Source organism: Streptomyces sp. NP160 (assembly GCF_006335115.1).
Lineage (GTDB): Bacteria > Actinomycetota > Actinomycetes > Actinomycetales > Quadrisphaeraceae > Quadrisphaera.
Map to the genome: position 1 here is coordinate 18115 of NZ_VDMJ01000005.1, position 14857 is coordinate 32971.

Genomic DNA, 14857 nt, shown 5'->3' on the forward strand with positions numbered 1-14857 from the left:
TCGGTGCGGGGGCGCCTCGGCGCCGGGGCGATGCTAGCGAGTTGTCAGGTCATACCGTCAAGACCCACCCGTTCACGTCCCAGGCGGGGGCGCGGGTCAGACGGCGGATCGGCGCCGCGCGGCCTGCGCGTCGAGGGCCTCCTCGAACCGCGCAGCTCCCCAGCCCTCCGACAGCGCCTGCCACACCAGCTCGGCCTGCGTCTGCGGGGCCAGGCCCCCGATCGGCTGGTCCCGGTCGAGGTTGGTGGGGAAGGCGTAGTCCTCCGCCGAGGCGGCCACGACGTTGCGCAGGGAGCGCTCGCCGACGCCGCCGGCCGCCTGGGCGCTCAGCACGCCGAACAGCGCCTTCGAGGCCGCTGCCCTGTCGACGTCCTCCATCGCCCGGCCGAAGCCCGAGGACACCTGCAGGAGGTTGGCCATGCGCCGCACGTCCGCGCTGCGGTTGGTGCCCGCCGCGTGGAAGAGGGCCGGGTTGAAGAAGGCGGCGTCTCCCTTGGCCAGCGGCAGCTGCACGAAGTGCTCGAGGAAGTACCCGGTGAACTCCGGCTGGTGGAAGGCGACGTAGCCCGCGGGGAACTTCTGCGAGTGCGGCAGGTACAGCGTCGGCCCGGTCTCCACGGGCATGTCCACGTGGGCCACCGCGCCCTGCAGCGTGAGCACGGGGGAGAGCGCGTGCACCTGCGCCGGGTGGGCCAGCGCCTGCGCCTGGTCCATGAACCCCAGGTGGTAGTCGCGGTGCGCGGTCTGCGCCTGGCCGCCCGGGTTGACCACGTTGACCTGCGAGGTCACCTGGTAGCCGCGGCCGAGCCAGGCCTCGCAGACCAGGGCCAGCAGGTCGTTGGCGTAGTACGCGGCGAAGACCTCCGGGGCGCGCACGGCCAGCTTGTCCAGCGCCCCCCACACCCTGTCGTTGGCGCCGGGCTTGGCGAAGTGGTCTCCCGAGGCCGTGCCCGCGGCCTTCTGCTCCTCGATCATCGCGCGGAAGGCGTCGGTGGCGGCCTCCACCACGTCGTGCGTGAAGGCGTCCTTGAACACGACGATGCCGGGCCCGTCCGCCAGAGCCCGGGCCAGCTCGGCCTGGACCTCGCGGCGGCCCTCGCGGGTGGTGGTGCGCTCGCGCAGCCGCGACCCGTAGACCAGCACACCCTGCTCGAGCGCGTCCGCGCACGGGTACTGCTCCAGGGTGGTCTCGGCGAGCCCCCCCTCGACGACCGCGCGGAAGTCCTCGAGGGAGCAGTCCTCGGCGGAGTACCAGCCGGTGGGCAGGTGCGTGCGCGACCGGGACGCCGAGGGGGTCGCGCGCAGCGGGGTGGCGGTCATCGGGGTGCCTCTCGTCGTCGAGCGGGGTGCTGCGCAGGACGCTAGGCGCGCGGTGGCAGGAGCGGAGCCGCGGAACCCCTCAGAAAGCCCTCAGCGGCCGGCATGCTGAGCGGGTGCGCCACCCCTTCCGCGTCCGCGAGATCGCCGCGCAGTCCGGTCTGTCCGAGGCCACGGTCGACAGGGCCCTGCACGGACGCTCGGGGGTGCGCGCCTCCACGGCCCGCCAGGTGGAGCGCGCCGTCGCCGACCTGCAGAGGCAGGCCGACCAGCTCCGCCTCGGCGGCCGCACCTGGGTGCTTGACGTGGTGGTCCAGGCGCCGCTGCGCTTCTCCGTGGAGGTGCGCGCCGCGCTCGAGGCCGAGCTGCCCGGGCTGCGGCCCGCCGTGGTGAGGGCCCGCTTCCACCTGCTCGACGGCGCCGACCCCGCACCCGTCGCGGCGGCGCTGCTGAAGGCTGCCTCCACCGGGTCCGACGGGGTGGTGCTCAAGGCACCGCAGCACCCCGACGTGGTGGCCGCCGTCGGCGGGCTCGCCGAGGCCGACGTGCCCGTGGTCACGCTGGTCACCGACCTGCTGGGCTCGCCCCGCACGGCGTACGTGGGCCTGGACAACCGGGGTGCGGGCCGGACCGCCGCGCACCTCGTCGACCAGTGGCTCGGGCCGCCCTGCACCACCGCGGCGCCGGCGGTGCTCGTGGTGCGCGGCAGCGGTGCTGACCTCGGCGAGGACGAGCGCGCCGCCGGCTTCGCCGAGGTGCTCGGCCCTCGCCGCGTGCTGGAGGTCCGTGACGACGCGACCCGCGCCCGCGCCGTGGTCGACGACCTGCGCGTGACCCTCGCCGACGACGAGTGCGGCGTCGGGGCCGTGTACGCCGTGTACGCCGGTGCCGGGGGCGTCACCGCCGTGCTCGACGCGCTCGCGCGGCACGGGCACGAGCCGCGCGTCGTCGTCGTGCACGACCTCGCCGCCGAGCACCTGGCGCTGCTGCGCTCCGGACGGGTCTCCGCGGTGCTGCACCACGAGCTGCGCACGCACCTGCGCCGGGCGGCGCGGGTGCTGCTGCAGTCCCGCGGCGGCCTGCCCGGCCCGGTGCGCTCCTGGGCGGCCCCGGTGCAGGTGGTGACGCGCTTCAACGTGCCGCTGCGCTGAGCCCTCGTGCGCAGCGGTCAGGCGGCCGGACGCTGCGCGCGGTGCTGCTCGCGCAGGCGCTGCACCTGCGAGATGCCGAGGCCCAGCGCCACCGCGCACACCACCGCCACCGCGACGCCGAGCAGCGGGTGCCCCGAGATGCGCCCGCCGAGGGCTCCGAGCGCCACGTAGATGCCGGCCCACGCGCCGCACGCGAGGGCGTCGGCGGCCATGAAGCGCCCCACCGGGTACCGGGCGATGCCCAGTGCGATGATCACGGGCGCGCGCCCGCCGGGGACGAGGCGTCCCGTCAGCACGGCCTGCGGGGCGTGCGACGCGATGCTCGCCCGGGCTCGGTGCACCGCGGGGGCCAGGCGCCGGGCGCCCAGCCAGGCGCGCTGGGCGGGCGTCACGAAGCGGGCGGCCGCCCCGGCGCCGAGGAGCATGGTGCTGTCACCGAGCACGGAGGCCACGAGGACGACGGCGAAGACGACCACCAGGTCGAGCCACGAGCCCGACGCGAGGGTGGCCGCGGCGCTCACCACCTCGCCGGTGGGGACGAACGGGACCGCCGAGCCGACCAGCACGCCGAGTCCGAGCAGCGCCGTCCGGCCGAGTCCCACGGTGCGGCCAACGCGGTGGGACCCGGCCTGCTTCCCGTTCCTGCCCCCGCCGGTCAGACGCCCGCGGCGGCGCGGGCGCGGGCCAGGGTGTCGGCGGCCACCCGCAGGCGCTCGATGCGGCCGAGCGCGGTGTCCTCGTGCTCGATGTCGACCTTCGTGTCCGGGTCGACCTCGTGCGGGGCGAGCAAGAGCTCCGCCCGGAGGTCGACGCCGTCCGCTCGGTCAGGGCACCGGTCCGCGGGAGGGTGAGGACCTCTCAGTGGTGGACTACGACGACATCACGCTCGCCCGCCTGGGGCATGTCCGGCTGACCTCCGTCAGCCAGGTCCCGGGCGCGCTCGCGGCGGCCGCGGTGAGGACCGCTGTCGAGAGGCTGGACGGCGACCGGGAAGATCCCGTCGACGTCGTAATCGCGCCCCGCCCGGTGGTGCGCGGCTCGACGGGTCGGCTCTGATCACGAGGGAGTGGTGGCGATGAGGCTCGCGGTGTGCGCGGAGATGGTGCTGCTCGACCTGCCCTTCGAGCGGCGCGTGCAGCGCCTGACCGAGCTCGGCTACGGCGTGGTGCTGTGGGACTGGCGCACGAAGGACGTCGACTCGCTGGCCGCCCTGCGCGAGAGCGGCACCTGGTACTCCTCGATGACGGGCTACGCCGAGGGCACCCTCGCCGACGACGCCGGCGCCGAGCGGCTCCTCACCACCGCGCGCGACGCCCTCGGCGTAGCCGAGCGGCTCGGCGTGGAGCGCCTCAACGTGCACGGCACGGGCCTGGACGGTGAGGGTCTTCCCGTCGTCGCCGTCGACGGCGCGGGGGCCACCCCGGCGATGTGGCTGCGCGCCGCGAGGACCCTGGAGGCGCTGGCCGCCCTGGGCGAGGCGCACCAGCAGGTCTTCGTGCTGGAGAACCTCAACACCGCCGTCGACCACCCGGGGGTGCCGTTCGCGAGGGCCGCCGAGACGCTCGCGCTGGTCGAGGCGGTCGCGTCGCCGTGGTTGAAGCTGAACCTCGACCTCTACCACGCGCAGATCGGCGAGGGGAACCTCGTGGACCTGGTGGAGAGGGCGCTGCCGTGGATCGGGGAGGTCCAGGTCGCCGACGTCCCGGGCCGCTGCCAGCCGGGCACCGGCGAGGTGCACTACCCCGCGGTCGCCGCGGCACTGGAACGCCTCGGCTACGAGGGCGTGGTGGCGCTGGAGGCCTTCGCCCGCGGCGACGACGAGGCGGCACTGGAGGACTTCCGCAGCGCCTTCACGCCCTGACGCCAGCCCGACGGGCCGGGGGAGTCCCGACCGCCGGAGACGGGGGCTGAGCGTCAGCGGCTGACGGCGCGCACGCCTCCGACAGGGGTGCGCAGGTGCTCCTCGAGGGACTCGAGGGTGTGTCCCCTGGTCTCAGGGGCGCACCGCAGGACGAAGAGGAGTGACACCACGTTGACGGCCGCGAACAGCAGGAACGTCGTCGTGGAGCCCAGGGCTTCCGTGGTCGGCTCGAAGGCGAAGGAGATCCCGCCGTTGACGACCCAGAGCACGAAGACGGACAGGCCCATCGCGAAGCCGCGGATGGCCAGCGGGAAGATTTCCGACAGCATGAGCCAGACGCCCGTGCCGACGAAGCACTGCACGAAGGCGACGAAGACGAGCATCGCGCCGAGGATCACGAAGCTGCGCCCGGTCGACTGGGGAAGCAGGAACACCAGTGCCAGCGCGACCTGGGAACCGACGACGCCGGCGAAGCCGGTGAGCAGCATCCGTCGACGGCTCACGAAGCCCAGCAGCCAGATGCCGAGCAGCGTCATCGTCACCGACGTGACGCCGATCGCGATGGTGGACACGAGCGCCACCTGGTCGCCGAGACCGGTGTTGGCCAGGATCTGCGTGCCGTAGTAGTTCACCGTGTTGATGCCGGTGGCCTGCTGGACGGCGGCGAGCCCGACGCCGATCCACACCAGACGGCGCATCCACGGGTTCTGGCACAGCACCGAGCGGATCGAGGTGCGGGCGGCGGCGCGGTCCTCCGTGGCGAGGTGGGAGATCTCGCCGAGCTCGCGCTCAGCCTCCGCGGCGCTGCGGCTGCGCAGGAGCACGGCGCGAGCGTCCTCCGTGCGACCGCGCAGGGCCAGCCAGCGCGGCGACTCGGGCAGGGCGGCCATGCCCAGGAGGAGGCCGACGGCAGGGACGGCGGCGACGCCCAGCATGACGCGCCAGTTGCCGGGGTGGTCGACGAGCGCGCCGATGCCCGCGTTGATGGCGAAGGCGAGGAGCTGTCCGGTGACGATCATGAGCTCGTTGATGGTGACGATGCGGGCGCGCTTCTCCGCGGGGGCCATCTCGGCCAGGTAGACCGGGCAGATCACCGCTGCGGCGCCGACGCCCAGGCCGACGACGAAGCGGGACGCGACCAGCACCGCGAACCCGGGGGCCAGAGCACACCCGAGCGCCCCCACGAGGAAGATGGCACCGCAGACCAGCAGGGTGGTGCGCCGACCGATCCGGTCCGCGACGCGACCGGCGGACAACGCACCGAGCGCGGCGCCCGGGAGCAGCAGCACGGTGACCACCGTCGCCGTCTGCACCGTGGTGAGGCCCAGGTCGTCCGGCATGGTCAGCAGCGCGCCGGCGATGACGCCGGTGTCGTAGCCGAACAGCAGACCACCCAGGGTGGCGATGGCGGTCAGGCGCACCAGGAAGGCGCCGTGGCTCGTCGCGGGTCCTCCGCTGGCCCCTCGGGCGGACGTCGTCGTCATGGCGCTCCCTCGCGCGTCGGCTCGGGTGCCTTGCGGGCACCCCGGCGCCACCGGGCCGGCGGACCAGCGGCTGGAGCGACCGTACGTCGACGTATTTGTCAGGTCAATCCATCAAACACCCTCGCATCAGGCGGTCTCAGGCTCGGCCTTCACCACGACCACCGGGCAGGTGGCGTGGAGCAGCACCTGCTGGGCGGTGCTGCCGAGCAGCAGCTTCGAGACCATGGAGCGGGGCCGCAGGCCGATGACGATGCACCGCGCCCTCACCTCCGCGGCCACGTCGAGGAGGGCCTCCGCCGGCTCCGCGCGCGGCTCCTGGCGCACCTCGGCGCGCACACCCGACTCGTCCAGCGTGCGGCGCAGCACCTCGAGGTGCGTGTCCTCGACGAGGGCCGGACCGTCGGTGGCCCCGGCTCCGCGCCCGCTGTCGGTGTTCACCACCACGAGCGGGACGTCGAAGGCCCTGGCCTGCTCGATGCCGGCCAGCACCGCCGCGCGGCCGCTGCTGCTGGGGACGTATCCGACGACGACGGTCATGCGGTGCTCCTCGGTGGGGGTGGTCGGCCTCAGCGGTCGACGAGGGTGGTCTCGAAGGCGTAGCGGGAGGCTCGGTAGACGTGGTCGCCCACTTCGATCACGGAGCCCGCGTCGTCGTAGGCGGTGCGGTGCATGGTCACCAGTGCCGCGCGAGGTCGTTCGTGCAGGAGGCGGGCCTCGGTGGCCGACGCCAGGCGGGCCCCGACGCTCTGGCGAGCCACGCGGAACTGCACGCCGCGGGCCCGCATGACCTCGTAGAGGCCCTCGGCCTCGAGCTGCTCGCGGGTCGGTGCGGTCGCGGCGGGGATGTGGTTGGTGAGGATGGCCAGCGGCTCGCCGTCGGCCGAGCGCAGCCGCCGCACCGTCACGACGTCCGTCCCGGGGGCGATGCCCAGGGCCTCTGCCAGCTCGTGGGTCGCAGGGGTGACGTCGTAGTCGAGCACCTCGGTGGTGGGGGTGCGTCCGCTGCGGGCGAGGTCGTCGTGCAGGCTCGTCAGAGCCATCGACCGGTTGACGTGTGGGTGCACCACCTGGGTGCCCACGCCGCGGCGCCTCACCAGCAGGCCCTTGTCGACCAGCTCCTGCAGCGCCTGCCGCATGGTCGGGCGGGACAGGCCCAGGCGCTCGGCCAGCGCGACCTCGTTCTCCAGGCGCGAGCCCGGGGCCAGCGTGCCGTCCGAGATGGCTCCACGGAGCAGCTCTGCGAGCTGGTGGTAGAGCGGCACGGGGCTCGACCTGTCGATGCCGCGCGCCAGCATCGCGGCGAGGTCCGGCGCGGCGGTGCTGCTCATCGCCGCATCATCGCAGGCCGAGCGCCGTGAGGGCCAGGACCGCGGAGGGTTTGCGCTCCGAAGGACCAGAGGACCGTATGTCAGGACAACACTTGACAGGTGACGGCTGGCGGGAGGAGGGTCGTCATCGGCGGTGCTGCCGGCCAGGAGCCGTTCCGCGCGCCGCCCGCCGCACCCGCCGCAACCCCAGCCGCACGACGACGTGGAGGTCTTGAGTGAGCACGCCCGCCGCCGCCCCCGAGGTGCTGGTCGTCGGACGCTGCGGCGTCGACGTCTACCCCCTCCAGACCGGGGTCGGCCTGGAGGACGTCGAGACGTTCGGCAAGTTCCTCGGTGGCAGCGCCGCCAACGTTGCGGTCGCTGCGGCCCGCCTCGGTCGCCGCCCCGCGCTCCTCTCCGGTGTCGGTGACGACCCCTTCGGCCGCTTCGTTCGCCGGGCGCTGCGCGAGCTGGGCGTCGACGACGCGCTCATCGCCACCGACCCCGCGCACCTGACCCCGGTGACGTTCTGCGAGATCTTCCCGCCGGACCACTTCCCGATCTGGTTCTACCGCCGCCCCACCGCTCCTGACCTCCAGCTCGAGGAGTCCGACCTCGACCTCGACGCCGTCACCGGAGCCGATCTGCTCTGGGTGACGCTGACGGGCCTGTCCGAGGAGCCCAGCCGCTCTGCGCACCACGCGGCGCTGGAGGCGCGCTCCGGCGCCGCGTCGGCGGCCGGTGGTGCCCACACCGTCCTCGACCTCGACTACCGGTCGGACTTCTGGCTCGGCGCTGGTGGTGTCGACGCCGCCCGAGAGCAGGCACAGCGCACTCTTCCGCAGGTCACGGTCGCCGTGGGCAACCGCGAAGAGTGCTGGGTGGCGACGGGCGAGGACGACGCCGACGCGGCCGCCGACGCCCTGCTGGACCTCGGGGTCCAGCTGGCCGTCGTGAAGCAGGGTCCGCGCGGGGTGCTCGGCGCCACCCGCGACGAGCGCGTCGTCGTCCCCGCCACCCCGGTCGACGTCGTCAACGGGCTGGGAGCGGGGGACGCCTTCGGCGGCTCGCTCATCCACGGTCTGCTCGCCCACCTGCCCCTCGCCGAGCTGCTGGCCCGCTGCAACGCCGCCGGAGCCATCGTGGCCTCACGCCTGGAGTGCTCGACGGCCATGCCCACCGCCGGCGAGATCGCCGCTCACGTGTCCGCCCACCGCACCCACCACGCCGAGGAGTCCTCCCGTGCCTGACACCCAGACCCCGGTGCTGCCGGCGCCCAGGGCCAGGACGTACGCCGAGGTCACCGAGCTGCGAGCGCGCCACCCCGAGGCCGTTGCAGCCGCGCTGGCCGACCGCGTGCGCCGGCCCTCCTTCGTGCCGGAGGACGGACGCCTCATGGTGGTCGCGGCGGACCACCCCGCTCGCGGCGCCCTCTCGGCGCGCGGACGCGCCGACGCCATGGCCAGCCGCACCGAGCTGCTCGACAGGCTCCGCACGGCGCTGGCGCGCCCGGGCGTCGACGGGCTGCTCGCCACCGCCGACATCGCTGAGGACCTCTTGCTGCTCGGCGCCCTGGAGGACAAGGTCGTCATCGCATCCATGAACCGCGGCGGGCTGGCCGGCTCGGTGTTCGAGATGGACGACCGCATGACCGCCTACGACGTGCCCGGGATCGTCGAGTCCGGTTTCGACGCCGGCAAGATGCTGCTCCGCATCGACCGCGACGACCCCAGCACGGTGGCCACGATGGAGACGTGCGCCAAGGCGGTCACCGACCTCAACCGCGCCGGCAAGGTCGCCATGGTCGAGCCCTTCGTCAGCTTCCGCGACGGCCGCAAGGTGGTCAACGACCTGTCGCCGGAGGGGGTCATCACCTCCATCCACGTCGGTCAGGGCATCGGTGCGTCCTCGGCCCGCACCTGGATGAAGCTGCCCGTGGTCGACGACATGGAGCGCGTCATGGAGGCCACCACGCTGCCCACCCTGATCCTGGGCGGCGACCCGGTCGCCGCCCCCGACGCGACCTACGAGACCTGGCGCCGCGCCCTGGCGCTGCCTGCGGTGCGGGGCCTCGTCGTCGGCCGCGCCCTGCTGTTCCCCCCCGACGACGACGTCGCCGCAGCCGTCGACACCGCCGTCTCCCTCGTCCGCTGACCCTTCCCAGGAGGACCGTCCCGTGACCACCACCGCACCCGCGCCCGCCGGCCAGAGCGCCGCCAGCGCCAACCCGCTGCCCAGCCTCGACCCGTCGCAGGCGCACCTGCCGACTGCCGTCGCTGCGGCCAGCACGCCCACGGCGCTGTGGAACGACTCCGCCGAGATCGGCGAGCTGAGCAGGTCCATCGCCTGGGGCGCCGTCGGCGCCACGTGCAACCCGGTCATCGCCCTGGCGGCCATCAACGCCGACAGGCCGCGCTGGACCGCCCGCCTGCGCGAGCTCGCCGCCGAGAACCCCACCGCCGGGGAGTCCGCGCTGGGCTGGATGGTCGTCGAGGAGCTCTCGGTCGAGGCCGCGAAGCTGCTCGAGCCCGCCTTCGAGGCGTCGGGGGGTCGCAACGGCCGCCTGTCGATGCAGACCGACCCGCGCCTCCACCGCGACGCCGCCGCCCTGGCCGACCAGGCCGAGCGCTTCTCGGGGCTCGCGAAGAACATCATCGTGAAGATCCCCGCCACCAAGACCGGCATCCAGGCCATGGAGGAGGCCGCCTACCGCGGCGTCTCCCTCAACGCCACCGTCTCGTTCACCGTGCCCCAGGCCATCGCCGTGGCCGAGGCCATCGAGCGGGGCATGGCCCGCCGCGAGGCCGAGGGCCTTCCGATGCCGGAGTTCGGCCACGTCTGCACGATCATGGGCGGCCGACTCGACGACTGGCTGAAGGCGTACGTCGCCAAGCAGCGCATCCTCGTCGACCCGGGCCACCTCGAGTGGGCCGGCGTCGCCGCGCTGAAGAAGGCCCACCACCTCTTCGTGGAGCGGGGCTACCGGGTGCGCATCCTCTCGGCCGCCTTCCGCAACTCCATGCAGTGGAGCGAGCTGCAGGGCGGTGACCTCGTGGTCTCCCCGCCGTTCGACTGGCAGGCGCGCTTCAACGAGAACGACCTCCCGGTGAACCCCCGCGCCATCGACGAGCCGGTCGCCGAGGAGCACCTCGCGGCGCTGCGCACCATCTCGGAGTTCACCAAGGCCTACGAGGTCGACGGCATGACCGTGGAGGAGTTCGAGGAGTACGGCGCCACCCGCAAGACGCTGCGCCAGTTCCTCGAGGCCGACGCCCAGCTGGACGCCATCGTGCGGGACGTGCTGGTAGCCCCGTGACCTCACAGAACGACGACCTGCACCTGCCCGCCGGCGCCTCCGCCGACGGCGTCTGGGACGTCAGCGTCACCCCCGAGGCGGCTGGGTGGGGGTGGACCTCGCTGCGCGCCGCCGACCTGGCCCCCGGCCAGGAGGTCCACCTCGACACCGGTGACGACGAGGTGGTGCTCGTCCCGCTGCGCGGAGGCCTGACCGTCTCCGTCGGGGGCCCGGCGGGACAGGACGACCGGTACGAGCTCGCCGGACGCGCCTCCGTGTTCTCGGGGCCGACGGACGTCCTCTACCTGCCCGCCGGCTCCCAGGCCAGGCTGAGCACCTCACCGGACGGCGACGGCGCCCGCGTCGGTGTGCCCGGCGCCAAGACAGGCGTGCTCCCGGACGGCGTCCGCAAGCCCGTCCGCCACATCGCCGCCGACGAGGTGGCCGTGGAGCTCCGCGGCGCCGGCACGTGCACCCGCGAGGTGCGCAACTTCGCCTCCGCCGACGTCGACGTGGCCAGCAAGCTCGTCGCTGTCGAGGTCATCACCCCGGGCGGCAACTGGTCGAGCTACCCGCCGCACAAGCACGACGAGACCACCGAGCACGAGAGCGAGCTCGAGGAGGTCTACTACTTCGAGGTGGCTCCTGGGCCGTCGGGCGAGCCCGGCGTCGGCTACCACCGGACGTACTCGACGCCTGAGGTCGAGGACCGCCAGGGCAGGGCCATCGACGTGCTGGTCGAGGTCCGCGACCGCGACACGGTGCTCGTGCCCCACGGCTGGCACGGCCCGTGCATGGCCTCCCCGGGCAACCACCTGTACTACCTGAACGCGATGGCGGGACCCGCCGACGGCCGCGCCTGGCGCATCGTCGACGATCCGGACCACGCCTGGGTGCGCTCCACCTGGGCCGACCAGCCCACCGATCCCCGGCTGCCCCTCGGAGACCCCCGATGACCACGACCCGCCTCACGGTCGCCCAGGCGACCGTCAGGTTCCTCGCCCACCAGTTCGTCGAGCGCGACGGCGTGCGCACCAAGCTCTTCGCCGGTGCCCTCGGCATCTTCGGCCACGGCAACGTCGCCGGCCTCGGCCAGGCGCTGCTGCAGGACGAGCTCGAGGCCCTCGAGGCCGGACGGGAGCCCGGACTGCCCTACGTCCTCGGGCGCAACGAGCAGGCGATGGTGCACACCGCCGTCGCCTACGCCCGCGCCAAGGACCGCTTGCAGGCCTGGGCGGTCACCGCCTCGGTGGGCCCCGGGTCCACCAACATGCTCACCGGCGCCGCGCTGGCCACCATCAACCGCCTGCCGGTGCTGCTGCTGCCCGCCGACACCTTCGCCACCCGCTCCGCCGGGCCGCTGCTGCAGGAGCTCGAGCTCCCCGCCTCGGGCGACGTGACCGTCAACGACGCCTTCCGCCCGCTGTCGCGCTACTTCGACAGGGTCTGGCGCCCCGAGCAGCTGCCCGGCGCGCTGCTCGGCGCGATGCGCGTCCTCACCGACCCGGCCGAGACCGGCGCCGTCACGGTCTGCTTCCCGCAGGACGTGCAGGCCGAGGCCCACGACTGGGACGACGACCTCTTCGCCGAGCGCACCTGGCACGTGGGGCGCCCGCTGCCCGAGAAGGCCGCGCTCGCCCGCGCCGTCGAGGTCATCCGGTCGGCCAGGAACCCGCTGCTGGTCGCTGGGGGTGGCGTCCACTACTCCGGCGCCCAGGCAGCCCTGGCCGCCCTCGCCGAGGCCACGGGCATCCCCGTGGGGCAGAGCCAGGCCGGCAAGGGCGCGCTGCCCTTCGACCACCCGCAGTCGGTGGGTGCCATCGGCTCGACCGGGACGACGGCGGCCAACGCGCTGGCCCGCGAGGCCGACGTCGTCATCGGCGTGGGCACCCGCTTCCAGGACTTCACCACCGCCTCGCGCACGGCGTTCCAGAACCCGGACGTGCGGTTCGTGACCCTGAACGTCGCCTCGCTCGACGCCGCGAAGCACTCCGCGGTGTCCGTCGTGGCCGACGCCAGGGAGGGGCTGGAGGCCCTGGCCTCCGGGCTCGACGGGTACGACGTCGGTGACGCCCACCGCGCCCGCACCGCGGAGCTCAAGGCCGCGTGGGACGCGACCGTCGCGTCGGTCTACGCGCGGGACTCCGCAGGGTCGACTGGTGACCTCGACGTCCAGCCCGATCAGAACCAGGTGCTGGGGACCGTCAACGAGCTGTCCGACCCGCGCGACGTCGTGGTGTGCGCCGCCGGCTCCATGCCCGGTGACCTCCACAAGCTGTGGCAGGTGCGCGACGCGAAGGGGTACCACGTCGAGTACGGCTACTCCTGCATGGGCTACGAGGTGGCCGGCGGCATCGGCGTCGCGATGGCGGCGGAGGACGACGCGCGCCACGGCGCCGCACCCCGCGACGTCTTCGTGATGGTCGGTGACGGCTCCTACCTCATGATGGCCACCGAGCTGGTGACCGCCGTCCAGGAGGGCGTCAAGATCATCGTCGTGCTCGTCCAGAACCACGGGTACGCCTCGATCGGCTCCCTGTCGGAGCAGCTAGGCAGCCAGCGGTTCGGCACCCGGTACCGGGCCCGCACGTCCTCCGGCCGCCTCGACGGAGACTTCCTCCCCGTCGACCTGGCCGCCAACGCCGCCAGCCTCGGCATCCACGTGGTGCGCACCAGCACCCGCAAAGAGCTGGAGGCCGCAGTCCTGGACGCCAAGGCGTCCACCGAGTCGACGGTCATCCACGTCGACACCGACCCGTTCGTCGACGCGCCCTCCAGCGAGAGCTGGTGGGACGTGCCGGTCAGCGAGATCTCCGCGCTCGAGAGCACCCAGCGCGCCCGCGGGGTCTACGAGCAGCACAAGGCGCGGCAGCGCCCGTTCCTGAGGCCGTCGGGCCTGAAGCCCTCCGAGAAGAACTGAGGCGAGAGAGAGCCATGAGCGAGACCGTCCAGCACTGGATCGACGGAGCTGCCACCTCCGGCGCCTCCACCCGCACCGCCGACGTGTTCGACCCCGCCACCGGCGAGGTCTCCCGCCAGGTGGTGCTCGCCGAGCCTTCCGACGTCGAGGCCGCGGTCGCCTCGGCCAAGAAGGCGTTCCCGGCCTGGCGTGACACGTCCCTGGCCAAGCGCACCCAGGTGCTCTTCAAGTTCCGGGAGCTGCTCAACGATCGCGCCCCCGAGCTGGCCGCGATCATCACCGCCGAGCACGGCAAGGTCGTCTCCGACGCCGCCGGGGAGGTCGCCCGCGGCCAGGAGGTGGTGGAGTTCGCCTGCGGGATCCCCCACCTGCTCAAGGGCGGCTTCACCGAGAACGCCTCCACCAACGTCGACGTGCACTCGGTCCGCCAGCCCCTGGGCGTGACGGCGGTCATCAGCCCGTTCAACTTCCCCGCGATGGTCCCGATGTGGTTCTTCCCCGTCGCGATCGCCACCGGCAACACCGTGGTCCTCAAGCCCAGCGAGAAGGACCCCAGCGCCTCGCTGTTCATCGCGCAGCTGTGGAAGGAGGCCGGCCTGCCCGACGGCGTCTTCACCGTGCTGCAGGGCGACAAGGTCGCCGTGGACGGGCTGCTGGACCACCCCGACGTCGCCTCGGTCTCCTTCGTGGGATCCACCCCGATCGCCAAGTACGTCTACGAGCGCGGCACCGCGGCCGGCAAGCGCGTGCAGGCGCTGGGCGGGGCCAAGAACCACATGGTGGTGCTGCCCGACGCCGACCTCGACCTTGCCGCCGACCAGGCCGTCAACGCAGGCTTCGGCTCTGCCGGGGAGCGGTGCATGGCCATCTCGGCGCTGGTCGCGGTCGGCGGGATCGCCGACGAGCTCGTCGCCAAGATCGCAGACCGCGCCGGGAAGATCCGCACGGGTGACGGGCGCCGCAGCTGCGACATGGGCCCGCTGGTGACGAAGGTGCACCGCGACAAGGTGGCCTCCTACATCGACGTCGCCGCCGCCGACGGCGCCGACGTCGTCGTCGACGGGCGCACGATCACCCCGGACGCGGACGGCTCGGGGTTCTTCCTGGGTCCCACCCTGCTGGACCGGGTGCCGACGACGTCGCGGGCCTACACCGAGGAGATCTTCGGTCCGGTGCTGTCGGTGCTGCGCGTGGAGTCCTACACCGACGCCGTCGACATGATCAACGCCAACCCGTACGGCAACGGGGTGGCCATCTTCACCAACGACGGTGGTGCCGCGCGGCGCTTCGCCAACGAGGTGACCGTCGGCATGATCGGGATCAACGTGCCTGTGCCGGTGCCGATGGCCTACTACTCCTTCGGCGGCTGGAAGAACTCCCTGTTCGGTGACACCCACGCCCACGGCGCCGAGGGTGTGCACTTCTTCACGCGCGGCAAGGTCGTCACGACGCGCTGGCTGGACCCGTCCCACGCGGGCCTGAACCTGGGCTTCCCCACCAACGCCTGACCCGTCCCGCCCGA

The 14857-nt window shown here is 73.4% G+C and carries 14 protein-coding genes and 1 pseudogene; 9 read left to right on the forward strand and 6 right to left on the reverse strand.

Annotated features, from left to right (window positions below):
* Positions 1-96 precede the first annotated feature (96 nt).
* On the reverse strand, positions 97-1320 hold the full coding sequence (locus FHN55_RS03045) for a phytanoyl-CoA dioxygenase family protein (RefSeq protein ID WP_139710697.1): 1224 nt from the start codon (positions 1318-1320) through the stop codon (positions 97-99).
* 113 nt (positions 1321-1433) lie between these two features.
* Here FHN55_RS03045 and FHN55_RS03050 point away from each other — a divergent pair, with 113 nt between their 5' ends.
* Positions 1434-2468, forward strand: a complete 1035-nt coding sequence (locus FHN55_RS03050) for a LacI family DNA-binding transcriptional regulator (RefSeq protein WP_139710699.1) — start codon at positions 1434-1436, stop codon at positions 2466-2468.
* Between the two features lie 17 nt (positions 2469-2485).
* On the opposite strand, the gene FHN55_RS03055 is transcribed toward FHN55_RS03050, so the two are convergent.
* Together FHN55_RS03055 and FHN55_RS23530 are read right to left on the reverse strand one after the other, a co-directional pair.
* The gene (locus tag FHN55_RS03055) at positions 2486-3070 is read right to left on the reverse strand and encodes a DedA family protein (protein ID WP_180357607.1); all 585 of its coding nucleotides are present in this window, start codon (positions 3068-3070) and stop codon (positions 2486-2488) included.
* 53 nt (positions 3071-3123) lie between these two features.
* Positions 3124-3258 (reverse strand): hypothetical protein, encoded by a 135-nt coding sequence (locus FHN55_RS23530; RefSeq protein WP_257570659.1) that lies wholly within the window; start codon positions 3256-3258, stop codon positions 3124-3126.
* Positions 3259-3326: 68 nt separating this feature from the next.
* On the opposite strand from FHN55_RS23530, the pseudogene FHN55_RS03065 reads away from it, so the two are divergent.
* Positions 3327-3524 (forward strand): annotated as a pseudogene (locus tag FHN55_RS03065) (substrate-binding domain-containing protein); the annotation flags it as partial.
* Positions 3525-3543: 19 nt separating this feature from the next.
* Positions 3544-4329 carry a TIM barrel protein gene (locus tag FHN55_RS03070; protein ID WP_139710961.1) on the forward strand — a complete coding sequence of 262 codons (786 nt, stop codon included), beginning with the start codon at positions 3544-3546 and terminating at the stop codon, positions 4327-4329.
* 53 nt (positions 4330-4382) lie between these two features.
* Here FHN55_RS03070 and FHN55_RS03075 read toward each other — a convergent pair whose 3' ends face one another.
* The 3 genes from FHN55_RS03075 to FHN55_RS03085 all read right to left on the reverse strand — a co-directional run bounded on the left by FHN55_RS03075 (position 4383) and on the right by FHN55_RS03085 (position 7141).
* The gene (locus tag FHN55_RS03075) at positions 4383-5813 is read right to left on the reverse strand and encodes a sugar porter family MFS transporter (RefSeq protein ID WP_139710704.1); all 1431 of its coding nucleotides are present in this window, start codon (positions 5811-5813) and stop codon (positions 4383-4385) included.
* Between the two features lie 126 nt (positions 5814-5939).
* The gene (locus tag FHN55_RS03080) at positions 5940-6350 is read right to left on the reverse strand and encodes a universal stress protein (protein ID WP_139710706.1); all 411 of its coding nucleotides are present in this window, start codon (positions 6348-6350) and stop codon (positions 5940-5942) included.
* Positions 6351-6379: 29 nt separating this feature from the next.
* Positions 6380-7141, reverse strand: a complete 762-nt coding sequence (locus FHN55_RS03085; protein ID WP_257570660.1) for a GntR family transcriptional regulator — start codon at positions 7139-7141, stop codon at positions 6380-6382.
* A 215-nt stretch (positions 7142-7356) separates the two neighbouring features.
* Between FHN55_RS03085 and iolC the strand changes: the two genes are divergently transcribed.
* The 6 genes from iolC to FHN55_RS03115 are packed head-to-tail and all read left to right on the forward strand — an operon-like array spanning position 7357 to position 14843.
* Positions 7357-8370 (forward strand): 5-dehydro-2-deoxygluconokinase, encoded by a 1014-nt coding sequence (iolC, locus tag FHN55_RS03090; protein ID WP_139710708.1) that lies wholly within the window; start codon positions 7357-7359, stop codon positions 8368-8370.
* Positions 8363-9274, forward strand: a complete 912-nt coding sequence (locus FHN55_RS03095; protein WP_257570661.1) for a deoxyribose-phosphate aldolase — start codon at positions 8363-8365, stop codon at positions 9272-9274. Before iolC ends, FHN55_RS03095 begins: the two co-directional genes overlap by 8 nt.
* Before the next feature lie 22 nt (positions 9275-9296).
* Positions 9297-10436 (forward strand): transaldolase family protein, encoded by a 1140-nt coding sequence (locus FHN55_RS03100; protein ID WP_218974303.1) that lies wholly within the window; start codon positions 9297-9299, stop codon positions 10434-10436.
* Positions 10433-11371 (forward strand): 5-deoxy-glucuronate isomerase, encoded by a 939-nt coding sequence (gene iolB / locus FHN55_RS03105; RefSeq protein ID WP_139710710.1) that lies wholly within the window; start codon positions 10433-10435, stop codon positions 11369-11371. Before FHN55_RS03100 ends, iolB begins: the two co-directional genes overlap by 4 nt.
* A complete protein-coding gene (gene iolD / locus FHN55_RS03110; protein WP_139710712.1) occupies positions 11368-13335 on the forward strand; it encodes a 3D-(3,5/4)-trihydroxycyclohexane-1,2-dione acylhydrolase (decyclizing) in 1968 nt (655 codons plus the stop codon). The genes iolB and iolD overlap by 4 nt, the downstream gene beginning before the upstream one ends.
* Positions 13336-13349: 14 nt before the next feature.
* The gene (locus FHN55_RS03115) at positions 13350-14843 is read left to right on the forward strand and encodes a CoA-acylating methylmalonate-semialdehyde dehydrogenase (RefSeq protein WP_139710714.1); all 1494 of its coding nucleotides are present in this window, start codon (positions 13350-13352) and stop codon (positions 14841-14843) included.
* Positions 14844-14857 lie beyond the last annotated feature (14 nt).

What these genes read in the sequence shown, in the direction of transcription:
- FHN55_RS03045 (WP_139710697.1), bottom strand. Translation starts at nt 1,320, where the DNA reads ATGACCGCCACCCCGCTGCGCGCGACCCCCTCGGCGTCCCGGTCGCGC.
- FHN55_RS03070 (WP_139710961.1), top strand. Translation starts at nt 3,544, where the DNA reads ATGAGGCTCGCGGTGTGCGCGGAGATGGTGCTGCTCGACCTGCCCTTC.
- FHN55_RS03075 (WP_139710704.1), bottom strand. Translation starts at nt 5,813, where the DNA reads ATGACGACGACGTCCGCCCGAGGGGCCAGCGGAGGACCCGCGACGAGC.
- FHN55_RS03080 (WP_139710706.1), bottom strand. Translation starts at nt 6,350, where the DNA reads ATGACCGTCGTCGTCGGATACGTCCCCAGCAGCAGCGGCCGCGCGGCG.
- FHN55_RS03085 (WP_257570660.1), bottom strand. Translation starts at nt 7,141, where the DNA reads ATGAGCAGCACCGCCGCGCCGGACCTCGCCGCGATGCTGGCGCGCGGC.
- iolD (WP_139710712.1), top strand. Translation starts at nt 11,368, where the DNA reads ATGACCACGACCCGCCTCACGGTCGCCCAGGCGACCGTCAGGTTCCTC.
- FHN55_RS03115 (WP_139710714.1), top strand. Translation starts at nt 13,350, where the DNA reads ATGAGCGAGACCGTCCAGCACTGGATCGACGGAGCTGCCACCTCCGGC.